Consider the following 19,689-nt stretch of genomic DNA (forward strand, 5'->3'; position numbering starts at 1 on the left):
ATGTAATGGCTTACGCGCATGTTAGTTATGCCGCCAGTCGGTGCTGCTCTTCAATCAATGGCTGACGGTGGTTGCGATCAAACATTCCTTTCAGCACCTCTTTACGCTGGTCAAAGTCCCACCCCATACTGATAAATACCGTATTGGCGCGTTGCAACTCGGTAACACAGTGGATCTGCATCGGGGTCAGGTAATCACGAATAGACTCCTTCTTGTCTATCTCATGATGGACACGGAATTTTGCTGACGTCATGCCTATAGCCAGTCGATTAATCAGATCAGCCTCATTACTGAAATGATGCGGAGCAATGGACTTACCCGCTGCCTCACGCTCATGCTTTATGGCATCAGTCATTGGCTTGTATTCGAGCCGTGAGGTGTTGCGGTCAAGCTTTTTGCTGGCAAGCGCTCCACGCATTCTGAAGAATTCGGATACGAGGCGTTTTTTGAATGCACGCACCACATCATTGTTCCGCATATAAGTTATCAGTAACGTTGTTTGCAGCTCGTTAATCAAAGCAACTCTCTGCTTTTGCTTGCCGCCGTTTGTATCAAAGGTGCGGATTTCAAATCCGACCCCACCAAATTCTTCAAGGTCCGATTTGTTACGATCCACTAACTTGATGATGGTGTCATGGTCGCGACCAACCCCATCAGCGATAGCCACAGTATTGGTTACAAGGTCGAGTTTTTTAATTTCAACTAATTGCATGGTTATTACCTTTCAAAAAAGAGACCTCTGCTCACCAGAACGCCATGCCTGAGCGCACCATGCTGCGATGGCGTTCTCAGAGGTCGCTTTTGTGAATGGTCTCAGGACTGGTAGCGCGGGTGAGTGCGCGGGGATTTACTGCATAAAAAAAATCCGCCAATTGGCGACATCTTAATATTTGGTGGGCAAATCATTATCGAGCACTCTGGAAAGAATGCTCTGTAATGGCTTACAGGTACTTGTCTTTCAGCGCGACCAGCTCGGCTTCAGCGTCAGCGCCCAGAACTTTGATGCCGTGCTCAACGAATTCCACGAACGCCTCAAACTTGGCTTTAACTTCAGCCAGGGCGGAGGTGGATGCGGTATCAGCGGTTGTTGCTGTGTCAGCCACTGCGGTCTCTGCTACTGCTGCAACGGTGGCAGCTGCTGTCTGTGCTGCGGTGTCTACTGCTACGTCGGTCATGGTAACTCCTGATGATGGGGTTTCAGTCGATGTGACTGGGGTGTAATAGATAGCTTTCAGCCATTCCAAAAATTGCTTAATCATTTCTGTCTGGCCTCTTCGATTTGTTTGATGCCGTCAATTTGGCTATTGCAGTTCTGCAGGTCAGTCAGCAATAGCTCATTCCACAGCACGCTGGCGCCGTAAGTTAATGGGTCATTTGGCATGGGTGACGGCTGACACTGACTTAACAGGCTGGCCGGTATTGGAGTGACTGGCACCTTGACGTACTGCGTTGTAGTGGTCGCGCAGGCTGTCAGTAGCGGAAGCAGGAACAAGCTCCAGATTGCACGGTGCTGTTTGAAGCACTGTTTTAATGATCGTCTGCCTATCCTGACTTGCCGTCTTATCTGATTTCTGGTCATTGAGCGTGGCTCCGGCAATCGTGTTGAAGGTGGATACTGCCAGTGCCTGGGAGTTGGTAATGAATTGGGCTTCGTTCTTTTGCTGTACCGCAGTAGTGAGTTTGTCAGCGGTCGCTACTGATTTGCCGTAGTAGTGGAATGCCGCCCACAGCAGCAGGGCAATAATCAGCAGGATGATTGCGGTCAGGACAACGGCGATTTTGTTAATCATTTTTGCCCCATCAGGCAAACCTGCCTGTCTATCTCGCGCCGGTTAATCAGACCGCGATTACGTTTTTTGTTGACGTAAACCCACTGACGCAGGTCATCACAGGCCTCTTTTGTTTGGCCCGAATTGATATGTCTTAGAAGAGATGATCGCTTGAATGAAGTGACACCGACGTTGTAAGCAAATGACATAAGAGCGGCGCGGGTGTAATTATCGATGGGGACTTTTACCGCCGAGTCTACTGCCTTTTTCACCGGCACCAGATGCTTAACCAGTAACGCATCGCACTCTTTGTCTGAGTAATATTTGCCTGGCACAACGTCTGGGCCAGTAATACCGCTGCATACCGTCCAGACTCCGCCCACATCTCGATAAGGTGTGCTCTTCTGCCCTTCAACACCTTCCGGGCCACCGAGCAGAGCAATCGCTATTGTTAACGCGGTTGCTCCGCCCAACTTAACTATCTTGCTCCGCAGTTCCGGTGACATCGGCATGGCTATTCCACCTGTTCCATTGCGTTTTTAACTTCTTCCGCCACGTGAGCAGGGTCAACTTCAGAATTGTCTTTTCGCCCAGCCAAAAATGAGACCATAGCGTCTGTCCGCTTCTCATCAAGCTTCTGCTTTACCTTGAGCGCGTTGCGATTGTTCAAATAGGTGCTGAATGAAAGCATTGCGCCGAACAGTGCGCACAAGACGTATATCCACTGCTCGGTTGATAGGCCCGCAGCACTGGCAATAGCCGTCAGCGTGGCCCAGAAATGTGTCCAGAAGCCGTCATTCTGTTGATTCATTTTCATGGTTCCACTCCCATTGTTTAGATGGGCTGTGTCAGTAGTCGAAAGGATTAGCGCCGGAATGCAGGTAGACATGGAGTCATATGAGGGTGAGCACTCGGCGCTAAATTTGGGCATAAAAAAAGGCCGCCAAGTTGGCAGCCTCTAAAAAGAAGGTTGTGATGGCAGAAAATCACTGCACGTCGGATGGCCTGTCCCGACTTAGGTTGGCCCTTCCATCCAACCACTTCCTATTGTTTTGGTACGTAAGACCTTCACCACAACGATAAGTAAGCGCCCCTACAATCTCATTCAATGGAGATTGCAGGCGGATAGGTGGCACTTACTTACCTGTTGCGTAGAAATCAAAAAGCCCCGACCGGTTAAGATCAGGGCTTTTCTATGTTTTTTAGGTCCCGCAACGAATCAACGGAATCCCAGCGTTAGAGAACAATACACACAGATTCGGGAAAAGTAAATAGCCCGCAATAATTTTGTGAGCTATTTTTTCATTCGCTATCTAGCAACCTTCGCTAAAACGCTATTCGCATACCCTTCTTCAATTTCCAGCTTGGTAATGAGTTCGTCGTAAAAAGGCTTTATTGTCTTTTTCCAGGTATCCAGCGTGAGCGCGTCGGTTATCTGGCACACTGCGTTAAAAGCATCAGTTGATGGGATGCGCTCATAACCTCGACCGCTACAGCGCTTACAGTTGCATAGCACTGGAACACCCTGTTCCTCACTTAGCTTCCGGCTTACCGCCCGCCCGCGCCCCTTGCAGTCATTGCATGATGAAGACACAAGCCCTTTCCCATCGCACTGATGGCATTTAACCCTAACCACCTCACGCACATTGCGCCTTGTTCCACCGGAGAACGGCGATTTCATGGTGAAAACTTCAGCATCAATAAATCCCGATGCCTGGCAGCTTGGGCATGGCTTTTTACTGGCTGCACTTTGGCAGTGATCCAGATACGCATAAGTTGCAAGGATTTGCATAACGATTGGTTTAATATCAATTTCGAGCTTACGTAAGGCGGCCACCTTATCGCAGGTCTGCAGTGCAATTTCTTGAAGTAGTGAAACGGCGCGAGTTGCGTCGTTTTTGCTTATCCCAACCTTTCCCATGAAAGCGCTATATCCCAGCGGCGCTAAACTCTGAGTCAATCCCATAGCTCCCATCATATCCGTGCCAGATAAAGCGTCTGATGCTGTTGCAGGAGGCATGCTGGTAAAGTTCTGAGTTTTCGGGAAGTGGTATTTAACGCTCGACTCAAGGCTCATTTCTTTCTCCGCTTAGGCTGGGCATCCCACGATTGAATGCTTGTTGGCTGAATTTCCGGATTAATTGGTTTGAACAGCCGGAGTATTGCCGAGAGTAAGATCATGCTGCTTCTCCGAATGGCTTGGGTTTCTCGCTTAGTGATTTCACTGTTCTGTATTTTTTTGCAAACAGATGAGCCCTAATTCTTATTTTGGTGACCTTCACTTGATACTTATGGGATAAGATTTTCCGAGGTAACCAAATAAATAGAACTACCGAGTAGAGGGTTGCTGTCATCACAATGTCGAATGTCATGCTGCTTCTCCGAGTTGTTTGATGAGGTCTCTGGTTTTCTGCCTGTAAAACGCCCTAAGCGTTTCAAGTTCTTCGCGGGTGTATCGATGAGGGGTATTGTTATTTTCAAGCGCCTCGACGTGATGAAGGCCGATTTTTTCTATGAGACTGATACGGTATGGGCCTATCGCGCCAGAGTGATGTATGTTGCACGCTGCACATTGGCTATGGCAGTTATCTTCGTTGAACCTGAGTTGTGTGGCCGCTTTTGTCGTCCTGTAATGCCCTGCGTGATAAGTCGCTGCCGTTGTGCTGCCGCAACTGATGCAAACCTCCCCGTCGCGGGCACGAATAAAGTCGTTAAAAGCTCTCTGGGTCATATCAATCCAGTGGCTTAATGGCTTCGAATCGGCTTTTCGTTTTTTCCACTCTTTGCTTTGTGCTATTGCTTGTTTATCAGCTTCAACTTTCTTGCCGTAAACAATCGAGCACTGAGGGCTGCAAACTTTTTGAGTGGTAGACCAGGGAAGGAATTCTGTTTCACAGATGGAGCAGGATTTTGGCTTGCGGGGCTTCGTCGGCTTTGTGCCTTTAGCCATTCTCTTTCTCCGCTTTATAGATGCCCATATTTAGCTCATTGAGCTTGAATTGGGCTGTTCTGATTCTAGCCCTGCAGTTAACCTCTTCACGTTTCAGATTTTCCAGTCCGTCTCGATGCTCTTTAATTTCTTTGCGTAATGATTTGAGTTCCCACTCGATTTTCTGCTCTCCCTCGGCGCGCGCATTGATCCAGTCGAAAGCTTCAACGACAGCGCCACAGCTGCGACAGGTAAGCTGCCGAAGATGGTCATCGACCAGAATACTTGTATGGCTACAGCGGTAAGGCGCATGAGGTGACTTATCGGTTTTAACGAAATTCAACTTCTCTTTTATGTCAGAATTAGCATCAAATCGCTTAGTGAATGCCAGCACGTTATCGCTATTATCGATTTCACTTTCATCACTCATCGTCTCGATTCCTCTCTACGTCATATCCACACATGGCCCACCAATCAGCACAGTCACTGCACGCATAAACCTCATCTTCACTTAGCGGAATACCGCAGCCTTGGCATAAAGGGTCGTCATTCATCGGGTTAACCTCATGCGATTCCACTTGGCCTGCAAAAGACCGTGGACATAATCGAATGTCTTTATCTGACTGGGTTCTGGGGACTTGCGAGTTTTGCGGCGGGGTTTAATGAATATTGCGTTGTCTTCGATTCTTTGCCATGGAGAATTAGCCATACGGCCTCCCTGCCATAACACGGAGTACCGGCAATAAGGTGTAGTTTTCTTTGCATTGGTCAAAAACGACGTTTTTACCAGATGGCCGACAACGATTAAGAAATATCAATCCGCCATCTAGGCTATCCCCAGTCACCACGTAATCTCTTTTGGAGCAGACATAGTTACCCGATTCCTGTGGCTCAACCCAGTACTGGATGCCGTGATTTGAACCGGTATAGAAGACCTCGCCAGCAGCTTTCATAACGCCTATAAGTTTGGTGGTTGTCCTATATGTCAGGCCTAGGTGCTCTGCGATATCAATTTTCTTAGAGCCTGGATTTATTGCCAGAAATTTCAATATTTGGCCTTTGCGTTCATCAAGCTTTTTACCTGTTACGGATGCTGTCATGCTGCTGCCCTCTTGTTCTGCTCTCCCCACCTTTGCGCCCATTCGATGCGCAGGCGGGATTCTTCGCTAAACTTCACGCCCTGCTCAGTGCCAAACCAGTAGATTGCCTCAATGACATCGACCATCTGACTTACCCGCATCTTGCTTGTACGCTCTCCAAACATGACTACCCCGCCGCCAATACCAGGTGCTGTTCTCTGCTCCTGCTTTTTGGTTTTTGCTACCAATGCGGTAATCATGTCTTTCCAGTCATCCTCGTCGTACTTCTCCCCATACCAAACGACTTGCAAAGACAGGTCATGCAGAAGTGGCCACATTTTCCGGTTTTGTGAAAGGGTGCGTTTTGGTGGGGATACTTCAATTTCAAATGGCTTGGAGGGGTCTAACGGAAGTTGTCTTATTTGGTCTAGTAGGCTTTGGCGTATCTGGGTGTTTCGTAGGTAATAAACCTGTTTATCCATTGGTTACTCCGGTTTAGGTGCGGCAGGTAGTGGCATCCAGTGGGTTACGATTGCTCCTTTTCGTAAAGGAAGAGAATCTTCCAATCCAGTTAAGGTGGCATCCTGCAGCCAGGAACTGTCATCCCAATGGCCATTGTATGAACTTCCTGGGATATCATCTTCAACTGAACCCGGAACGTAAAAATTCACCGGTTCACATGGTTCAGGCATCCGATCGCTGCACTTAATCCAGCCATTGTTACCTTCATTGATGAGGGAGACATCGCTAACCTTTTCGTTAGCAGCAACAATATGGTCAGGCTTAGGTGCGGCGGCGAGCATGGCAGACCATTGGCTATCAGGGCATTCCCCGATACAGTTCTCAAAATCCTCATAAGATTTGTGGAACGCCTCTCTCATTTCTATTGTCGGCTCTTTCGGTACCATCACCCAGCCATCAGGTGGCTGCGGGATTTGTGGGAGCTCATATAATTTCCGCACCACCTTGCCCTCTAATTTGCATCGCTTATAGGCCTGTTCAGAACACTGAACCCAATTGTTAACGCCGGAGTTTACCTCAAGACGAACATGCTGATTCTCAACCAGCTTAACTGCCAACGCTATCTTGGCGAGGATTGCAACTTCATTATCAATCGAATAGGCTACCAAATCCTCAAGGCGCTCTACAGTAAAGCTATCGAGTAGGTTCATGGCGCTCTCCTCCACAATCTCTGCATCTCCCAAACCTCGAAGACAAAAGACAAAGCAAAAAACAATAAACCAGCAATTACCCATCCAACAGTTTCTCTGTAAAACGATATCCATAGGCTTATTGCTGCGATAATTGTAAAAAACATATCGCAATGACTTAGTGTTTTATTGGTTATTTTCATGGCTTAGTCCTCAGTCCATGCTTGGCGCAGATTTCGTGAAGCTTTTTGAGATTATCACTTTTGCTCAAGGCGCTTTTAACACTCATCTGAGCAATGCGGGCGCGGGGTTGAGGAATGGTTTCGCCAGCATCAATGCGCTTTGCCATCAGCTTCAATTCTGTGCCACAACCTTTGCGCAACTGTGCCTCGGACCAGCTCTCATGACGCATGTGATCGCACAGTGTGGTCACCATCCAATAAACCGCCGGACTCGGCCACGGGTAAGCCTCTGGACTGACGTAGCCACCGCGCTTTCTGGCATAGGTCATTGTCAAAACATACAGCTCATTCTCGTCAGGCAAACCAGCAGCCTTTAGAGCACCCTCTTTGCACCATGCGATGAATTGACCAGGTGATGGCCAGAACGGTGATTCGCTGGCACGAGCATGCTGCATACCAGCTGACAGTTGCTCTCGGGTGCGGATGTCATTCTCGGCGAAAGCGGCGATCCATTGTTTCTTGGCAGCGCTGAGGTCAGCATCAGTTTTAAGCGTCGTTTGCGCGGCAGCTGGGAAAACTTTCATCAGTTGGCGAAATAGAGAATCCACCATTCGCTCAGCCTCAAGATTAACTACCTTGGCCGGTGTGTTATCGGGCGGGGCCATTTTCGCAAGCAGCGTACTGTCACGCTGTTCAATAACTTTTAGCAGGCGATTGCTCATAAGAACTCCTTCCAAGACTCCTCGCTGTTCCAGTGAGGCTCTGGCTCACTTTCTGCGGCTTGTCGTCTGATTGGGAACTTCGGTTTAAACAGGCCTTGGTAGCCGTTTGCGATACTTGCGTTAATCACCTCAACAGGATCATGCCCTTCGTCAAAACATTCTTTCAGCAGACCGAATGCTTTTGTCACGGTGATGGCTGTCTTGATTGGTTTCTTGGTCTGACCTCGATATTGGACCCATTCCCGCCAGGCTGTGCTGTTCAGCCATTCAGGGATCGGAATGTCGAGAGGGTTGAAAACTTTCTTGCCCCCTGTTGGGGGATTAAGGGGGTTAGTATTTATATTCTTGTTAATACATTCTTGTTCATGATGTGCGGGCTTATGTGCGGCTTTATGTGCGGCACCACCCTCCGAAGCCGCGCCATTGCTGGGTTTGTTATGTGCGGAGATATGTGCGCTGTTATGTGCGGGTAAATTGTCTATTTTTTCGGCATATTCGGCGTAATTCAGAATGGTTATCACCCTGCCTTTTCGCTTCTCACCATCGATAGAAATCATTCCTTCCTTGGTGAAAAATGCCAGCATCCTTTCCACTGTATCGCGGCTGGTCGGTACCCCTTTTCTATCACAAAGAGATAGTCCTAAATCAGCCGCTGTTGAGACCAGTTGACCGGGTTGAAGAATCCACGTGTTACCTTTGAAATTAACTGTGCGTTGCGCGTGGGAAGCCGCTAGCAGCAGGTTGTCCCATAAGGTGCGAAGAAATACGTCCTTCGCCCAAGACTTCTTCGTGATGCTGCGGTACAACTGGACGAAACCCAATTTCTGGTTCTCCATCCGGTTGCTCCTGAGTTGGCGTGCTGCGCCAATATCAATAATTTCTGCTGTATTCATGCGGCCCTCTCCTGAACCTGATTTGCAGCCCAAAGGCCAGCAATCCACTGAATCCCTTTCGGCGTGAATTTATTCTGTGTGAAGGCGTGACCGTTAGTCTGGTTCTCGCCAGTTTTGACAGTGAAGCGGCCTACGTCGATGTGCTGAGCGTAAGGCGTTAACTTGCCCGCCAGTAGATACATGATCTCGCTGTCGAGCAGAAACTTGCGGAAGGCGGGTTCTTTGATGTGAAGTAGTTTGCAGGTCTCACGAAAACCGAGTGATCCGGTCGCATTGACGTAGCTGTCAACGAACTGAACCTTTGGTGCCGCAATCGCAAGCTGGTTTTCAAGAACCTGTCTTTGCTCTACCTCAGCGGTTAAGGCCTTTAGTGCTGAGAGATAGTCAGTCGGTAATTGGGATCCGGCCTCCAACTCTTGCCAGCGGTCTACAAGTCGAGCGGTAAACTCTGGGGACAGCTGAGCAACTACGATATAGCTATCTCTCTTGCCAACCAGAAATACAGAAACAGACTGACCCAGATGATTTTTAACTTCCCCCATTGGGGGGAGTTGAATCGTCCCCCTCGCTGCCAGTCTTTCGATAGACTGCTTAACCTTGTCATGGCGAGATTCAACAAGATCAGCAATATCTAAGCTGCTCATGGTCGGGTTTACTACGTTTGATAAATAGTTCATAATTAACTCCGTAATTGACTTGCATACTTGATTACGCCCGCCCCGACAGGCCTGTAACTGTTGGGGCGTTTTCATTTAGAAGAGCGAAAGTGTGCCGACTGTTTTTCTGGCTCGGGTTTTCTTCGCTGGCTTCTCGTCTTTGGTGGCGTTTGTTTCTGCCCACACTCTTGCTCGATATAAGCAGTCATCAAACATCGCTCCCTTCTTGCTGGCCTGTGAAGCCTGCTTGTAATACTCGACAGCCTGCCTCGCCCCCCCTGTGCCAGCGGAACGGTAAATCCTTCGCTAACAAGCACCTGCTTGACGTTCTTTTCGATAAATTCCATTGCGTTCATGGGAACTCCTCTTAGGCGGCAAAGTCTTTTTCCTCACCCGTCATTTCAAGTTGCAGCCTTGAATACTCCAGCTGTATCCAAATCAGATGCCGGTAGTGCTCCAATGGCATCTTCCTTTCCCCGCGCATGACAAAATCCTCTACACCGCTGGCGGCGAGAGTTTCCATAATTTCAGGGTATTTTTCGGTACGGCGTAGGACGGTTGAATCAGCAACGTCAAGAAGTCTGGCGACTACCGACTGGCGTGTACTGGTTAAAGCGTGGTGGGCAGCGGCAAGTAGGTGCCGCCCAATGAAAGCAACGCTTCCTGTTTTGCGTGGTTTTGCTACATCCATGAGAGATAATTCCGTTGTTGGTTAGTTGTGTGTTTGCGTGATCAGCCCGTGGGGGTTATCACTGTTGTTATTGCTCCTGAGTTCAGAGAGCGGCCAGATTGTTTAAAGAGCGGTGGTGATTAGGCTGCTGTTGCGCGTACCTGCGCGAAAACTAGGTTTTCTTTGGTTACCGGATCGATAGCGGAAAATTCTTTAGTAGCCGCTTCAATCTGCTTTGCCTTACCTGGTGAAGCACGACGAAATCCATATGCGATTTGATCGAGGTAACCAACTGAGGTATTTGCGAGGATGGCGAGCTTTGACCATTCATCAGAGCTAGCTTCCTTTCTCCATCGGAGCAAATCGTTGTTCATGGTCTTGTCCTCTTGGTTATTTCAAAGGCAAGTTTATCGTTATGATAAATTTACTGCAACCGATATTTATCAATTTGCATATTTATCGCATTGCTATATAGTGTAAAAATTGGCAAATGGAAACTAAAGACATCAGGCGAGCGAATCTTGCAGCCTTATTAAAAGATCACCTCGGCAAGCACCCAGAATCCACTAGGGCTGAGTTTGCTGTTTTATGCGGTTTGGTTCCGGCGCAGTTAAGCCAGTTGACTGGGGAGAAATCGTTTAGAAATATTGGCGGGAATCTAGCGAGAAAGATTGAAGCTTCACTTAAACTTCCTAACGGATGGCTTGATACACTTCAAAACGGAACCTCAGAAAATACGTCGAATGTTTCTTACGTTGGAGTAAAAGAAAGTAAAGGTCAGTACCCCCTTGTTAGCTGGGTCAGCGCTGGATGCTGGCTGGAGGCGGTGGAGCCTTACAGGAAAGACGAGATAGATGTTTGGCCGGAAACGACCGTAGATGCTAGCGAAAATTCGTTCTGGTTGCGCGTTAAGGGTGACTCGATGACAGCGCCTGCTGGTTTTACAGTGCCAGAGGGGATGATTATCCTGGTTGACCCAGAACGCGAGCCGATTAGTGGAAAATTGGTCGTTGCAAAACTCGAGAGTGACAACGAGGCCACATTCAAGCAGTACATGATTGATGCAGGCAGGAAGTATTTGAAGGCGCTAAACCCACAGCACCCGCTGACAATAATAAACGGCAACTGCAAAATTATAGGGGTTGTTGTTGATATCAAGTGGGAGCACATACCTTAAGGCTCAGTGGCCTGAAGAGACGTTCCTCTAACAGAAGGAGTTGTATCACATGAAAATTAGATTCCTACCCCCAGTCATCGTGCTTCTTGGTGCGGCTGGCTTCATGATCTGGTTCTTTGCAAGTGGTGCTGCTGCTCACGGAGGGTGAAAACTAATCCTAGATAAGGTTATTTGACTATGAAAAGAGCTTTGATAATTGGCTATATGTCGTTTATTTCAGTGGCTTTAATTGTTGCCCTTATCGAGGGTGCTAGGTCCTAAGCATTAAAATAAACAGCAGCAATCAAGAGTGGAGAGGCTCTGGTTGATAGGAGCTGTGTCACAGGGATGTGGGAGTGAGAGACACTTGTTTAAATCACGGAGAAGGTATGGCATTCAATGACCTTGAATATCACGCAGTCCAAAAAGAAGTTGCCGCATTTTTAGAGAGTATCCGCCCTGCTCCGCATATTAGAAAAGAGATCGATATTGTCTTCACAATCAACGACCAAACTATCGAGATAGGCGAGAAACGTCCAGTATGGCGAGGTGAGCCGGGTGAGATGTCCGTGCTCACATCAGCCAAGATTACCTACGTGCGCTCAGAAAAAATCTGGAACCTATATTGGATGCGGGGAACGCTGAAGTGGGAACTGTACTCGGCAGAAAGAACCCTCGCCGTAGCGCTTAACCAAGTGCGTGATGATATTCACGGCTGCTTCTTTGGGTGAGGCTGAAGAGACGTTTGGGTAAACAAGCCTTACCTAAACTAAAATGGATGTATCAAAGGATGCTCGATTGAGAGGGATGGATGGCTTTTAATGATATTGAACGTCAAAGGGCTAAGAAAGAAATTGGGGCTTTTGTTGAAAGCATCCGGCCCCCAGCATCCATCCGTAGCGAACTGGATATATCCTACAGCATATGGGGTCAGTCGATTGAGATTGAAGAGTGCCGGCCAGTTTTGTATGGCGAGTCCGGCGAGATGTTTAAATTGGCAGTCGTAAAGATTACCTTCATCCGTGAGCAGAAATCCTGGCAACTCTACTGGATGCGCTCCAACTTAAAGTGGGAGATGCTGACTCAGGTGAATACGTTAAAAGAAGCCATCGATATCATGCGGGATGATGAGAGCGGGTTCTTCTTTGGGTGAGGTCGCAGAGATGAAGCTTGGAACTCAATGGGCAGAACTGAGATCGTCTATTCAGTATATACATTTAAATAATGTACTAACTTTTACCATCTGATATGATAGTTGGTAATAAATTTACTGTATGGATATACAGCAAGATCCAAGATGATATCATTTTGGATGGGAACGACTACCTTAAGGAGGTATAAAATGGCTTATTCTGCAATCGCAGTAGCTAATGCCTTCATAGAGAAGGCAAAAGAAAGACGAATTTCTGATTTGACACCAATGAAATTGCAAAAACTCGTTTACTTTGCACATGCATGGAGTCTTGCTGCCGGAAATGAACCGTTAATCAATGACCAGGTTAAAGCTTGGAAGTTCGGCCCAGTGATAGACTCTATTTACCAAGAGTTCAAATCATATGGTTCAAACAATATTACTAAGCTTGGAACTGAATTCTTCTATGAAGACGACGGTGAACGGCTTATCAGATCACGCTTTGTCGCACCTACCGTACCGAAAACCGATAAAATGGCTAACGCAATTATCGATACTATTCTGGAAGTTTATGGTGATAAAAGCGCTTACTACTTATCAAACCTCACGCACGAAAAGGGTTCAGCTTGGGCAGTTACGCGTGAGCATCACCAAGACGGTGAAAATAAGGGTTTTGTCATTCCCGATGCAATTATCGGAGAAACAACGAAAAAGGAACTTGGCATTGAATGACTGAAAGTAAACAAAGTTTTCAGTCTAAAAAGGCAAATTTAACAGAGCTTGCAAATCGAGCAAAAAAGCAAACAAATGCCTTGTGCGGCGTGGATTCGCCAACGGATAAGTCTCGAAATGAAAAAGCAGTTCTTGAAGGCGATCAAGGCACGGATGAGCGCTTGATTGATGAGTTAAAATCGGCGGTCGAGGAACTTACGACCGCCGTTGAAAGTGTTGATACGCGTGCTAAGGAATTAGAAAATCAATTAAAAGAACAGCATATAAAAATGCGTTCTAAATATGCCTCAAAAGCGTATAGATTTGTTTGGTTATGGTCGATAGCCCTTATAGCTATCCTGCTTCTGGAAGGTTTGAAAACTCCGATTGTTAAGTTCTGGCATTGGGATATTAACATTCCAGCTTTCGACTTAGATCCCAAGATTCTGATAGCACTGATATCTGGTGTTACAGTTAACATTGTTGCTGTTTTTGTTGTGGTAATACGTAATCTGTTCCCTTCGGACGCAAAAGTTGCGAAAGAATCTAAACCGGCCAAGGAAGATTGATTAAACCTAACCACCAATCCGAATTCTTGTGACTGCTTACCCGAATACCACTAACAACACCAGTCCGTACTATGCTGTTCGCCGGGACCTATCCCGGCTTTTTTGTGGACGCGCCTTACCAGAAGTCGTGCATGCACAGCAATTACCTAGAGCCATCCATTACCCTGATAAATACACAGTGTGTATTTTTTGTAAAATGTAATATTATGCTGTTATCAAAGGCCTCCAATTGAAGCCTACCATTAAATACTTATAATAAAACTGTGTGTAGCATTCCTTTTGACGCCGGGTTCACCGGCTTTTTTTTGCCCAAACTTTGACCATAAGCAAAATTATTGTTAATCTGTTAATGTGAGACCAGTGATGTGGTCAAGCATTATCCCTCCAATTGGTTTCTTATTTTCTGATACCTGATAATCCGATACTTCCGGCCATTGTGCCGGTTTTTTTTACCCAAAGTCACCTCCCCTTCCTCACATGCTCTGCCGCCTCTCGTAGTATCCCTTTGTGTATCGTATTGCCAACTACCCTTCGCTTAGCCTCCAGACTGTCAACAATCGAATCTCGACTAATGACTACCCCTTCAATGATCAACTCAAACACAGCTCCGCCAATCTCGCTAGCAATGAAGCCTGCACGCTCTTCTTCCCATGAATTTTCCATCAAACACCTCGCAATTGATTAACTTTCATACAATCCTAGCCCCGAAAATCTTCTTTTGGCTAGTGGTGATGAGCAATGAATGAAGAAGTAAGAAAATAAATTATCAATTTAATCAAAATGATAATCTAACACCCCAATAAATTTATCATTTTGCTATTGCCAATAATTTATCATTTCGATAAAGTTATCCCATCGAAACGAAACATCGATGTGGCAGACGGAACTATCAGCCACGCCAGACAGGATGTCAGGCTGCTTCTTTAACAATATGATTTCTCCTGAACTCAGGAGACCGAAGGAAAGTGCTTCGGGGTAGATGATTCCCTGAACCTGTCGGGCTTAAGGATGTGGTGCCGACCATCTACCACCAAAGTACTTACCGAGGAACACATGATGAACTCAAAGCAAAGGTATAACGCACGTCGCATGACAGCTCACAACGCAGCGAAAGCATCTAAGGCTGGCAAGGATATCAAGTTAGAAAAGAACGTCGCTGTGAGCCTCTCAGGCTGTTCTGCGAGGGTTTACAAAGCAATAACGCTGATTGAGTACAAAGCGAAGCCACGCAGTAAGCCTGAACCTGATTACGGAGCGATATGCATACCGGATGTTGCAAGGTTCGCAGCTGGCCATCGTAAATCAGCAGAAACAATAACAGCGAGGTAATTATGAAGGGTTGGAAATTTTGGAATCCAGATAGCGGTGCTATAGGCGGTCTAATTATGGGGGTGGTGATTGGACTGTGCGCCCTTCTCGCTATGCCGGCGTTTATAATTTTCTTTAAATGGTGGTTTGCTGTTTGGGGTGTTTAGCTTCGCAGCCGGCCATCGTAAGAGTGAAAACATAACAGCGAGGTAGGAAATGAAAATACTAACCGCTTATTTCCACCCAAATGGCTTTTTTATACATGCAGAACAATCAGATTATTTCTGGATTCTTCTGAGTAAAAGCCTTGGGTGGGGTAAATTTGTCAATATTGGTGACGGTGACCCATCACTTAAAACAGGTTGTGCAAGGCTGTTTGAATTACGTGAACTGCGTCCGGCAAGCGAGAAAGCCCCAGATCTAGTAATTTCAGGTTCAAATGTTTTATGGCATCTTCAGGAAGCTTGCGAAGTGTTGAAATCATTGACGCCTTCTCCTCTTCAGGAACATTTGATGCGCCAATGATAGACTCTAGTTTATTTATTGTATCGCTGTGAAGCCTGACGTTGATCACGTTAAGTATCGCGCCAAGCCCACCATCGTTTCTCAAGAAATCTATGCCTTTACTAGAGATAATTGTTTTTTGTAAGTTAAGCGCTTTCTTGCCACCAAGATATGAATTTACTTCCGTTGAAATAAGCCCGTGACCTGAAAGATAAAGCATATTCGATACAAGAATTTCAAATCCACCTAATAATTCTTCAAACTTTTTGAAATCGCTGCTTTCAGGAGCCTCTGGGTGTGCCTCATATAGACATTGCAAAATTCTATTTTGAATAGTCCTATCAAACTTATCCATTTCGTATTCTCATCACTGTAAGGGTGATGAAATATTACACCGCTTCTCGCTGTAGGGGTATAGCGCGAACCACCTCGCCTGACGTGGCTAAAAGCAGGCACCATCCAGTGACTTTACCCTGCGCCTACTCTATCAGGCGCTTGAATAAAGTCTCTTTAACTGGCACCAACTTATCAGCTTCGGCGATGACGGGTTGTGACGAGCCGACACTCCACGGCGAACAGAGCCACGGGCAAGTAACCAAGGGGGAGATAATGTGAATCGTAACGCTGGCGAGCGAAAACGGGAGGTGTGGTGAATGCGTGGAGCTAAGGACAGGTAGGGCTGCCGGACTGAGAAGCGCATCAACGTGCCTGAATTGAAATAGGTCAGGCCACCACACCACCAAAGAGCATCAACAGCGAGCTGCCAATAGGCGGCTTTTTTTATACCTATTGGAGATTGAAAAATGAGTATAGCCGGATGGTACTACCTGCACGTAAATGGCGACCTTATCTATAAGCCCGACCCTGACTCAATCGCTGATATCCGTGATTCAGATTTCGCCAGCTGTTCGTGGCCTATCGACCCATCAGACAGAAAAAACGCATGGGAATTGCTTGTGGAAGCTTTAGCACTTGGCGCTAAGGAGGAAAGAATTTCTGAATTAGCTACTAAATGGAAATGTAGCGACATCGATGCAGAAAAGTTTGCTGAGGTTGTTGGAGTTAATTTGGCAATCGATGGCAACTCTTGGTGTGCACATAAGAAAGATTTTATCGATCTGCAATGCTCTCCAGCTGGCTTTGGTGATACAGCACTTTCGGCAATGGCAAACCTTGCTAGGCAGCTTGGATTAAGTGCCGGTCATATCTGGCGTCAAACATTTTCTGACTTGGTGAATGCTTAATTTCCCGGCTTACGACCCAACTCAGTATCGGAGCCTATATGACTCAAGCTCAAAAGTTTTGGCTTTGTTTGGTGCCTGGCAGCCTTATGATTTCTGCTTCAGTGCTGGGCTTTCTGGCATTTATTTTTCTGATGTGAGCCCCTTCCTGCTGCGCATTCACTGAGTGCTCAGCGTGAAACCCCCTCGTTAATGTCCTGCTTGCCCCAACTAATCCTTGGGGCTTTTTTTGTCGCCTGTACATATCCCAAAGCACCCTCTTTCGAATATGCACATCAACCAAGGAGATCGCCGTGAGCGAGACAACGGAATTATCAGTAATTGAGATTAAGCCGGAACAGGCTCCGGCGCTGTACATCCCCAACGGTCTGGAAAGCTACTTTGAGCACATCAAGGCCAGCGTCAGTGAAGCGCCAGATCTGAGTACAAAGAAAGGCCGCGATCGTGTCGCATCGCTGGCAGCTCAGGTAGGCCGCAGTAAGACCGCAGTGGAAAAGCCAGGTCGTGAGTACCTGAAGCGCCTTAAAGAAGCTGTCCGGCCTGCTGAGCAGGAAATTAAGCGCTTTGTTGATGCATGTGATTTGCTGCGTGATGAAACGCGCCGCCCGCTGACCGAATGGGAAGCTGAACAGGAACGCATCGCCGCGGCTAAAGCAGCAGAAGAAGAGCGTAAGCGCATTGAGGCCGAGCAATTAGCGGCGGCAGAAGTGCAGAGGAAGCAGAAAGAGGCCGATCATGAGTTGGCCCTGCTCTTGAATATTCAGCACGACCGTGACGCTGCCGACAAAGCAGCAGAAGCAGAACGCCAGCAGCGAGAACGTGACGAGCAGATAGCAAAGCAGGCCCGCATTGATGCAGAGCTTAAGGCAAAGCAGGAGATTGAAGCAGCCGCACAACGTGAAGCAGCTCTCAAGGCGCAGGCTGAACAGGCAGAGCGCGACCGCATTGCCGCACTGGAGAAAGCTAAAATCGACCGCATTGCAGCGGAACAGAAAGCCGAGCAAGACCGCAAAGACGCAGCAGCCAAAGCTGAGGCCGACCGGTTAGCAGCAGCTCAGCAGGCCGAGCGTGAAAAGCAGGAAGCTATCGAAGCTGAGCAACGCAAGCAGCAGGAAGCTGAACAGCGCCGCCTGGCAGAGGAAAAGCGTATCAAGGATGAAGCTGACAGACGCGCTGCAGACGTTGCTCACCGCAAAGTTATCGGAACCGCAGTCGTTAACGCATTAACCGAGCACGCTGGACTCACCCGCGATCAGGCTATCGAAACCCTGAAAGCACTTATGGAAAGAAAAATCCCCCACACCTCAATTCAATACTGAAACCGGAGTATCCCATGCAAACGCAACTTGCAGGGTGGCCTTGCGTGGGCTGCTCTGAATCACTGCTCGATATCATCTTTCGTAACGCTAAAGACGCAGCAAAGCGCATTTGGCAGACACTCCAACAGAAGGGCGAGCCATGAATATTAAGCGCGCAATTCAGCTTTTAGCAGCTTTGGCTATCGAGAAGCATGACAACGACTTATTCAGCGTTGCGCGCTGCCTATTTAACCAACGGGAGAATTTAAAATGACACTTGCGTTATCAATCAAAGAAAGCGAGGAAAAGCGCAAGGGGCATCTACAAGACGCGCTGTACTTTCGCAGAAATGAACTGACTAAAGCAAAGCAGACGGCATTAATGCGAGCAAAGATTGAAAAGATGAATCAGCAGTATTTCTTGGGCGAACAACCATTCTGAGGTGTTATATGAGCATCGCAACATTAATACTTGGTGAGTCAGGAACAGGTAAATCAACCAGCCTGCGCAACCTAAATCCAGAAAATACCTTGCTAATACAGTGCATAAGTAAATCACTACCCTTTCGGTCACCTGACTGGAAAACTTTCACCACAGAAAACCCAAAAGGTAACGTTTTCCGAACCGATAAATCAGCAGAAATTCTGCAAATCATCAAAAAAACCAAAAGAGATATCATCGTTATTGATGATTATCAGGCGGTCATGGTTAACGAGTTGATGGAGCGTTCTGGTGAGCGTGGGTATGACAAGTTTACTGACATTGGAAAAAATGCATGGAACGTATTCAATGCAGCCGGATCGCTCGCTGAGAATAAGCGAGTCTACATTATGGCGCACACTCAAACTGACGATTTCGGCAGCACACGGATGAAAACAGTAGGAAAAATGGTTGATCAAACCATAGTCCCTGAGGGCTATTTCACTATAGTTCTGCGTACCCAGGTACAGAATGGTAGCTATCAGTTTTCCACCCAAACAAACGGTCAGGACTGCTGTAAAAGCCCGATGGGAATGTTCACAGACCTTTTGGTAAATAATGACTTATCTCTTGTTGATGGAGTTATTAGCGACTACTACGGTATCAATAAAATAGAGGACAAAGCATGAGCAATGTAATTTTTACATACAACCAAGAGCAGGCGCTTTCTGCAGGGCAAAGTGGTTTTATAAACGAGTCTGGCGCTTACATCTTCACCATCACCGAAGCTAAGTGCATGACCAGTTCTGGCGGTGCGAAATCTATTGAACTCTCTGTTGAAGCTGATGACGGGCGTAAGGCGAACTACCTGAATGTCTATACGGAGAAAAAAGATAAGACACCAAACCAGTTCGGCATCAACATGATAAACGCCATCATGGGCTGCACATCAGTAAATTCACTGACCATGGTAATGAAAGATATTAATACCCATTTGGTTCCAGAGCTTATAGGTAAGAGGGTTGGTTTTGTTCTGCAAAAAACGCTCAAGAGTAAACAGGATGGCTCTGATACTTATAATTTCGACATCCGCATTCCGTTTATTGCCCAGACCAATCAGACTCTGCAAGAAAAAATTGACGGTAAGCCTGCAGAAACCATTGCGAAAATAGCATCTACCCTAAAAGACAAAGACGAGCGTAAGCGGGGGAATAATCACCAACCTCAGCATTCAGGTGGATATCCGGGTGATGATCAGTTCTTCAATCAATACGATAACATCTAAATTTTAGGGTAATC

Annotated in this window: 30 protein-coding genes; 11 read left to right on the forward strand and 19 right to left on the reverse strand. The window is 47.0% G+C overall.

The annotated features are described in order from the left end of the window. Window positions 1–25: 25 nt before the first annotated feature. The 17 genes from AB3G37_RS15060 to AB3G37_RS15140 form a co-directional block, all read right to left on the reverse strand. On the reverse strand, window positions 26–712 hold the full coding sequence (locus AB3G37_RS15060) for a Rha family transcriptional regulator (RefSeq protein WP_369788331.1): 687 nt from the start codon (window positions 710–712) through the stop codon (window positions 26–28). Between the two features lie 229 nt (window positions 713–941). Beyond that, window positions 942–1,175, reverse strand: a complete 234-nt coding sequence (locus tag AB3G37_RS15065; protein ID WP_369788332.1) for an Ig domain protein group 1 domain protein — start codon at window positions 1,173–1,175, stop codon at window positions 942–944. A gap of 80 nt (window positions 1,176–1,255) precedes the next feature. Further along, window positions 1,256–1,381: a hypothetical protein gene (locus AB3G37_RS15070; protein WP_369788333.1), complete on the reverse strand. Its 126-nt coding sequence runs from the start codon at window positions 1,379–1,381 to the stop codon at window positions 1,256–1,258. Beyond that, window positions 1,371–1,790, reverse strand: a complete 420-nt coding sequence (locus AB3G37_RS15075; protein ID WP_369788334.1) for a hypothetical protein — start codon at window positions 1,788–1,790, stop codon at window positions 1,371–1,373. The genes AB3G37_RS15070 and AB3G37_RS15075 overlap by 11 nt, the downstream gene beginning before the upstream one ends. Then, window positions 1,787–2,281, reverse strand: a complete 495-nt coding sequence (locus AB3G37_RS15080; protein WP_369788335.1) for a lysozyme — start codon at window positions 2,279–2,281, stop codon at window positions 1,787–1,789. Before AB3G37_RS15080 ends, AB3G37_RS15075 begins: the two co-directional genes overlap by 4 nt. Window positions 2,282–2,283: 2 nt before the next feature. Further along, window positions 2,284–2,586 carry a hypothetical protein gene (locus tag AB3G37_RS15085; protein WP_369788336.1) on the reverse strand — a complete coding sequence of 101 codons (303 nt, stop codon included), beginning with the start codon at window positions 2,584–2,586 and terminating at the stop codon, window positions 2,284–2,286. Window positions 2,587–3,078: 492 nt separating this feature from the next. Then, a complete protein-coding gene (locus tag AB3G37_RS15090; RefSeq protein WP_369788337.1) occupies window positions 3,079–3,846 on the reverse strand; it encodes an antitermination protein in 768 nt (255 codons plus the stop codon). A gap of 291 nt (window positions 3,847–4,137) precedes the next feature. Beyond that, window positions 4,138–4,719, reverse strand: coding sequence for a recombination protein NinG (locus AB3G37_RS15095; protein ID WP_369788338.1), 582 nt, complete (start codon window positions 4,717–4,719; stop codon window positions 4,138–4,140). After that, the gene (locus tag AB3G37_RS15100) at window positions 4,712–5,128 is read right to left on the reverse strand and encodes a hypothetical protein (protein WP_369788339.1); all 417 of its coding nucleotides are present in this window, start codon (window positions 5,126–5,128) and stop codon (window positions 4,712–4,714) included. The genes AB3G37_RS15095 and AB3G37_RS15100 overlap by 8 nt, the downstream gene beginning before the upstream one ends. Window positions 5,129–5,399: 271 nt before the next feature. After that, the gene (locus AB3G37_RS15105; RefSeq protein ID WP_369788340.1) at window positions 5,400–5,798 is read right to left on the reverse strand and encodes a MarR family transcriptional regulator; all 399 of its coding nucleotides are present in this window, start codon (window positions 5,796–5,798) and stop codon (window positions 5,400–5,402) included. Then, on the reverse strand, window positions 5,795–6,259 hold the full coding sequence (locus AB3G37_RS15110; protein WP_369788341.1) for a recombination protein NinB: 465 nt from the start codon (window positions 6,257–6,259) through the stop codon (window positions 5,795–5,797). Before AB3G37_RS15110 ends, AB3G37_RS15105 begins: the two co-directional genes overlap by 4 nt. Before the next feature lie 3 nt (window positions 6,260–6,262). Beyond that, complete coding sequence (locus AB3G37_RS15115) at window positions 6,263–6,949, reverse strand: DUF551 domain-containing protein (protein WP_369788342.1); 687 nt, start codon at window positions 6,947–6,949, stop codon at window positions 6,263–6,265. A gap of 178 nt (window positions 6,950–7,127) precedes the next feature. Next, a complete protein-coding gene (locus AB3G37_RS15120) occupies window positions 7,128–7,832 on the reverse strand; it encodes a replication protein P (RefSeq protein WP_369788343.1) in 705 nt (234 codons plus the stop codon). After that, window positions 7,829–8,668 carry a replication protein gene (locus AB3G37_RS15125; RefSeq protein WP_369790969.1) on the reverse strand — a complete coding sequence of 280 codons (840 nt, stop codon included), beginning with the start codon at window positions 8,666–8,668 and terminating at the stop codon, window positions 7,829–7,831. Before AB3G37_RS15125 ends, AB3G37_RS15120 begins: the two co-directional genes overlap by 4 nt. A gap of 53 nt (window positions 8,669–8,721) precedes the next feature. Next, window positions 8,722–9,402, reverse strand: coding sequence for a phage antirepressor KilAC domain-containing protein (locus AB3G37_RS15130; protein ID WP_369788344.1), 681 nt, complete (start codon window positions 9,400–9,402; stop codon window positions 8,722–8,724). A 346-nt stretch (window positions 9,403–9,748) separates the two neighbouring features. Next, a complete protein-coding gene (locus AB3G37_RS15135) occupies window positions 9,749–10,072 on the reverse strand; it encodes a hypothetical protein (RefSeq protein ID WP_369788345.1) in 324 nt (107 codons plus the stop codon). A 119-nt stretch (window positions 10,073–10,191) separates the two neighbouring features. Next, window positions 10,192–10,425 carry a transcriptional regulator gene (locus tag AB3G37_RS15140; RefSeq protein ID WP_369788346.1) on the reverse strand — a complete coding sequence of 78 codons (234 nt, stop codon included), beginning with the start codon at window positions 10,423–10,425 and terminating at the stop codon, window positions 10,192–10,194. Window positions 10,426–10,541: 116 nt separating this feature from the next. Here AB3G37_RS15140 and AB3G37_RS15145 point away from each other — a divergent pair, with 116 nt between their 5' ends. The 5 genes from AB3G37_RS15145 to AB3G37_RS15165 all read left to right on the forward strand — a co-directional run bounded on the left by AB3G37_RS15145 (window position 10,542) and on the right by AB3G37_RS15165 (window position 13,619). Continuing rightward, window positions 10,542–11,228 carry a LexA family protein gene (locus AB3G37_RS15145; RefSeq protein ID WP_369788347.1) on the forward strand — a complete coding sequence of 229 codons (687 nt, stop codon included), beginning with the start codon at window positions 10,542–10,544 and terminating at the stop codon, window positions 11,226–11,228. A gap of 368 nt (window positions 11,229–11,596) precedes the next feature. After that, window positions 11,597–11,938 carry a DUF3024 domain-containing protein gene (locus AB3G37_RS15150; RefSeq protein ID WP_369788348.1) on the forward strand — a complete coding sequence of 114 codons (342 nt, stop codon included), beginning with the start codon at window positions 11,597–11,599 and terminating at the stop codon, window positions 11,936–11,938. 80 nt (window positions 11,939–12,018) lie between these two features. Further along, a complete protein-coding gene (locus AB3G37_RS15155) occupies window positions 12,019–12,360 on the forward strand; it encodes a DUF3024 domain-containing protein (protein ID WP_369788349.1) in 342 nt (113 codons plus the stop codon). A 189-nt stretch (window positions 12,361–12,549) separates the two neighbouring features. Continuing rightward, window positions 12,550–13,071: a Panacea domain-containing protein gene (locus AB3G37_RS15160; RefSeq protein WP_369788350.1), complete on the forward strand. Its 522-nt coding sequence runs from the start codon at window positions 12,550–12,552 to the stop codon at window positions 13,069–13,071. Further along, window positions 13,068–13,619: a hypothetical protein gene (locus AB3G37_RS15165; RefSeq protein ID WP_369788351.1), complete on the forward strand. Its 552-nt coding sequence runs from the start codon at window positions 13,068–13,070 to the stop codon at window positions 13,617–13,619. The genes AB3G37_RS15160 and AB3G37_RS15165 overlap by 4 nt, the downstream gene beginning before the upstream one ends. A gap of 459 nt (window positions 13,620–14,078) precedes the next feature. Here the strand turns inward: AB3G37_RS15165 and AB3G37_RS15170 are convergent, their stop codons facing one another. Continuing rightward, window positions 14,079–14,282, reverse strand: a complete 204-nt coding sequence (locus AB3G37_RS15170) for a hypothetical protein (RefSeq protein WP_369788352.1) — start codon at window positions 14,280–14,282, stop codon at window positions 14,079–14,081. A gap of 997 nt (window positions 14,283–15,279) precedes the next feature. After that, window positions 15,280–15,786 (reverse strand): hypothetical protein, encoded by a 507-nt coding sequence (locus AB3G37_RS15175; RefSeq protein WP_369788353.1) that lies wholly within the window; start codon window positions 15,784–15,786, stop codon window positions 15,280–15,282. Window positions 15,787–16,234: 448 nt separating this feature from the next. Between AB3G37_RS15175 and AB3G37_RS15180 the strand changes: the two genes are divergently transcribed. The 6 genes from AB3G37_RS15180 (at window position 16,235) to AB3G37_RS15205 (ending at window position 19,675) form a co-directional block, all read left to right on the forward strand. Beyond that, window positions 16,235–16,675 (forward strand): hypothetical protein, encoded by a 441-nt coding sequence (locus AB3G37_RS15180; protein ID WP_369788354.1) that lies wholly within the window; start codon window positions 16,235–16,237, stop codon window positions 16,673–16,675. Between the two features lie 290 nt (window positions 16,676–16,965). Continuing rightward, on the forward strand, window positions 16,966–17,991 hold the full coding sequence (locus AB3G37_RS15185; protein WP_369788355.1) for a hypothetical protein: 1,026 nt from the start codon (window positions 16,966–16,968) through the stop codon (window positions 17,989–17,991). A 14-nt stretch (window positions 17,992–18,005) separates the two neighbouring features. Further along, complete coding sequence (locus tag AB3G37_RS15190) at window positions 18,006–18,134, forward strand: protease FtsH-inhibitory lysogeny factor CIII (protein WP_369788356.1); 129 nt, start codon at window positions 18,006–18,008, stop codon at window positions 18,132–18,134. A gap of 106 nt (window positions 18,135–18,240) precedes the next feature. Beyond that, a complete protein-coding gene (locus tag AB3G37_RS15195; RefSeq protein WP_369788357.1) occupies window positions 18,241–18,411 on the forward strand; it encodes a hypothetical protein in 171 nt (56 codons plus the stop codon). 8 nt (window positions 18,412–18,419) lie between these two features. After that, window positions 18,420–19,079, forward strand: a complete 660-nt coding sequence (locus tag AB3G37_RS15200) for an ATP-binding protein (RefSeq protein WP_369788358.1) — start codon at window positions 18,420–18,422, stop codon at window positions 19,077–19,079. Then, window positions 19,076–19,675 carry a DUF669 domain-containing protein gene (locus AB3G37_RS15205; RefSeq protein ID WP_369788359.1) on the forward strand — a complete coding sequence of 200 codons (600 nt, stop codon included), beginning with the start codon at window positions 19,076–19,078 and terminating at the stop codon, window positions 19,673–19,675. Before AB3G37_RS15200 ends, AB3G37_RS15205 begins: the two co-directional genes overlap by 4 nt. Window positions 19,676–19,689 lie beyond the last annotated feature (14 nt).

The organism is Rouxiella sp. WC2420 (genome assembly GCF_041200025.1).
Lineage (GTDB): Bacteria > Pseudomonadota > Gammaproteobacteria > Enterobacterales > Enterobacteriaceae > Rouxiella.

Excerpts from the sequence above, each read along its gene's own strand:
- AB3G37_RS15195 (WP_369788357.1), top strand. The coding sequence starts at position 18,241 with ATGACACTTGCGTTATCAATCAAAGAAAGCGAGGAAAAGCGCAAGGGG.
- AB3G37_RS15200 (WP_369788358.1), top strand. The coding sequence starts at position 18,420 with ATGAGCATCGCAACATTAATACTTGGTGAGTCAGGAACAGGTAAATCA.
- AB3G37_RS15095 (WP_369788338.1), bottom strand. The coding sequence starts at position 4,719 with ATGGCTAAAGGCACAAAGCCGACGAAGCCCCGCAAGCCAAAATCCTGC.
- AB3G37_RS15205 (WP_369788359.1), top strand. The coding sequence starts at position 19,076 with ATGAGCAATGTAATTTTTACATACAACCAAGAGCAGGCGCTTTCTGCA.
- AB3G37_RS15075 (WP_369788334.1), bottom strand. The coding sequence starts at position 1,790 with ATGATTAACAAAATCGCCGTTGTCCTGACCGCAATCATCCTGCTGATT.
- AB3G37_RS15175 (WP_369788353.1), bottom strand. The coding sequence starts at position 15,786 with ATGGATAAGTTTGATAGGACTATTCAAAATAGAATTTTGCAATGTCTA.
- AB3G37_RS15135 (WP_369788345.1), bottom strand. The coding sequence starts at position 10,072 with ATGGATGTAGCAAAACCACGCAAAACAGGAAGCGTTGCTTTCATTGGG.
- AB3G37_RS15080 (WP_369788335.1), bottom strand. The coding sequence starts at position 2,281 with ATGCCGATGTCACCGGAACTGCGGAGCAAGATAGTTAAGTTGGGCGGA.
- AB3G37_RS15065 (WP_369788332.1), bottom strand. The coding sequence starts at position 1,175 with ATGACCGACGTAGCAGTAGACACCGCAGCACAGACAGCAGCTGCCACC.
- AB3G37_RS15190 (WP_369788356.1), top strand. The coding sequence starts at position 18,006 with ATGCAAACGCAACTTGCAGGGTGGCCTTGCGTGGGCTGCTCTGAATCA.
- AB3G37_RS15105 (WP_369788340.1), bottom strand. The coding sequence starts at position 5,798 with ATGACAGCATCCGTAACAGGTAAAAAGCTTGATGAACGCAAAGGCCAA.
- AB3G37_RS15160 (WP_369788350.1), top strand. The coding sequence starts at position 12,550 with ATGGCTTATTCTGCAATCGCAGTAGCTAATGCCTTCATAGAGAAGGCA.
- AB3G37_RS15155 (WP_369788349.1), top strand. The coding sequence starts at position 12,019 with ATGGCTTTTAATGATATTGAACGTCAAAGGGCTAAGAAAGAAATTGGG.
- AB3G37_RS15125 (WP_369790969.1), bottom strand. The coding sequence starts at position 8,668 with ATGGAGAACCAGAAATTGGGTTTCGTCCAGTTGTACCGCAGCATCACG.
- AB3G37_RS15140 (WP_369788346.1), bottom strand. The coding sequence starts at position 10,425 with ATGAACAACGATTTGCTCCGATGGAGAAAGGAAGCTAGCTCTGATGAA.
- AB3G37_RS15115 (WP_369788342.1), bottom strand. The coding sequence starts at position 6,949 with ATGAACCTACTCGATAGCTTTACTGTAGAGCGCCTTGAGGATTTGGTA.
- AB3G37_RS15110 (WP_369788341.1), bottom strand. The coding sequence starts at position 6,259 with ATGGATAAACAGGTTTATTACCTACGAAACACCCAGATACGCCAAAGC.
- AB3G37_RS15170 (WP_369788352.1), bottom strand. The coding sequence starts at position 14,282 with ATGGAAAATTCATGGGAAGAAGAGCGTGCAGGCTTCATTGCTAGCGAG.
- AB3G37_RS15150 (WP_369788348.1), top strand. The coding sequence starts at position 11,597 with ATGGCATTCAATGACCTTGAATATCACGCAGTCCAAAAAGAAGTTGCC.
- AB3G37_RS15145 (WP_369788347.1), top strand. The coding sequence starts at position 10,542 with ATGGAAACTAAAGACATCAGGCGAGCGAATCTTGCAGCCTTATTAAAA.
- AB3G37_RS15085 (WP_369788336.1), bottom strand. The coding sequence starts at position 2,586 with ATGAAAATGAATCAACAGAATGACGGCTTCTGGACACATTTCTGGGCC.
- AB3G37_RS15165 (WP_369788351.1), top strand. The coding sequence starts at position 13,068 with ATGACTGAAAGTAAACAAAGTTTTCAGTCTAAAAAGGCAAATTTAACA.
- AB3G37_RS15060 (WP_369788331.1), bottom strand. The coding sequence starts at position 712 with ATGCAATTAGTTGAAATTAAAAAACTCGACCTTGTAACCAATACTGTG.
- AB3G37_RS15090 (WP_369788337.1), bottom strand. The coding sequence starts at position 3,846 with ATGAGCCTTGAGTCGAGCGTTAAATACCACTTCCCGAAAACTCAGAAC.
- AB3G37_RS15180 (WP_369788354.1), top strand. The coding sequence starts at position 16,235 with ATGAGTATAGCCGGATGGTACTACCTGCACGTAAATGGCGACCTTATC.
- AB3G37_RS15130 (WP_369788344.1), bottom strand. The coding sequence starts at position 9,402 with ATGAACTATTTATCAAACGTAGTAAACCCGACCATGAGCAGCTTAGAT.
- AB3G37_RS15100 (WP_369788339.1), bottom strand. The coding sequence starts at position 5,128 with ATGAGTGATGAAAGTGAAATCGATAATAGCGATAACGTGCTGGCATTC.
- AB3G37_RS15120 (WP_369788343.1), bottom strand. The coding sequence starts at position 7,832 with ATGAGCAATCGCCTGCTAAAAGTTATTGAACAGCGTGACAGTACGCTG.
- AB3G37_RS15070 (WP_369788333.1), bottom strand. The coding sequence starts at position 1,381 with ATGCCAAATGACCCATTAACTTACGGCGCCAGCGTGCTGTGGAATGAG.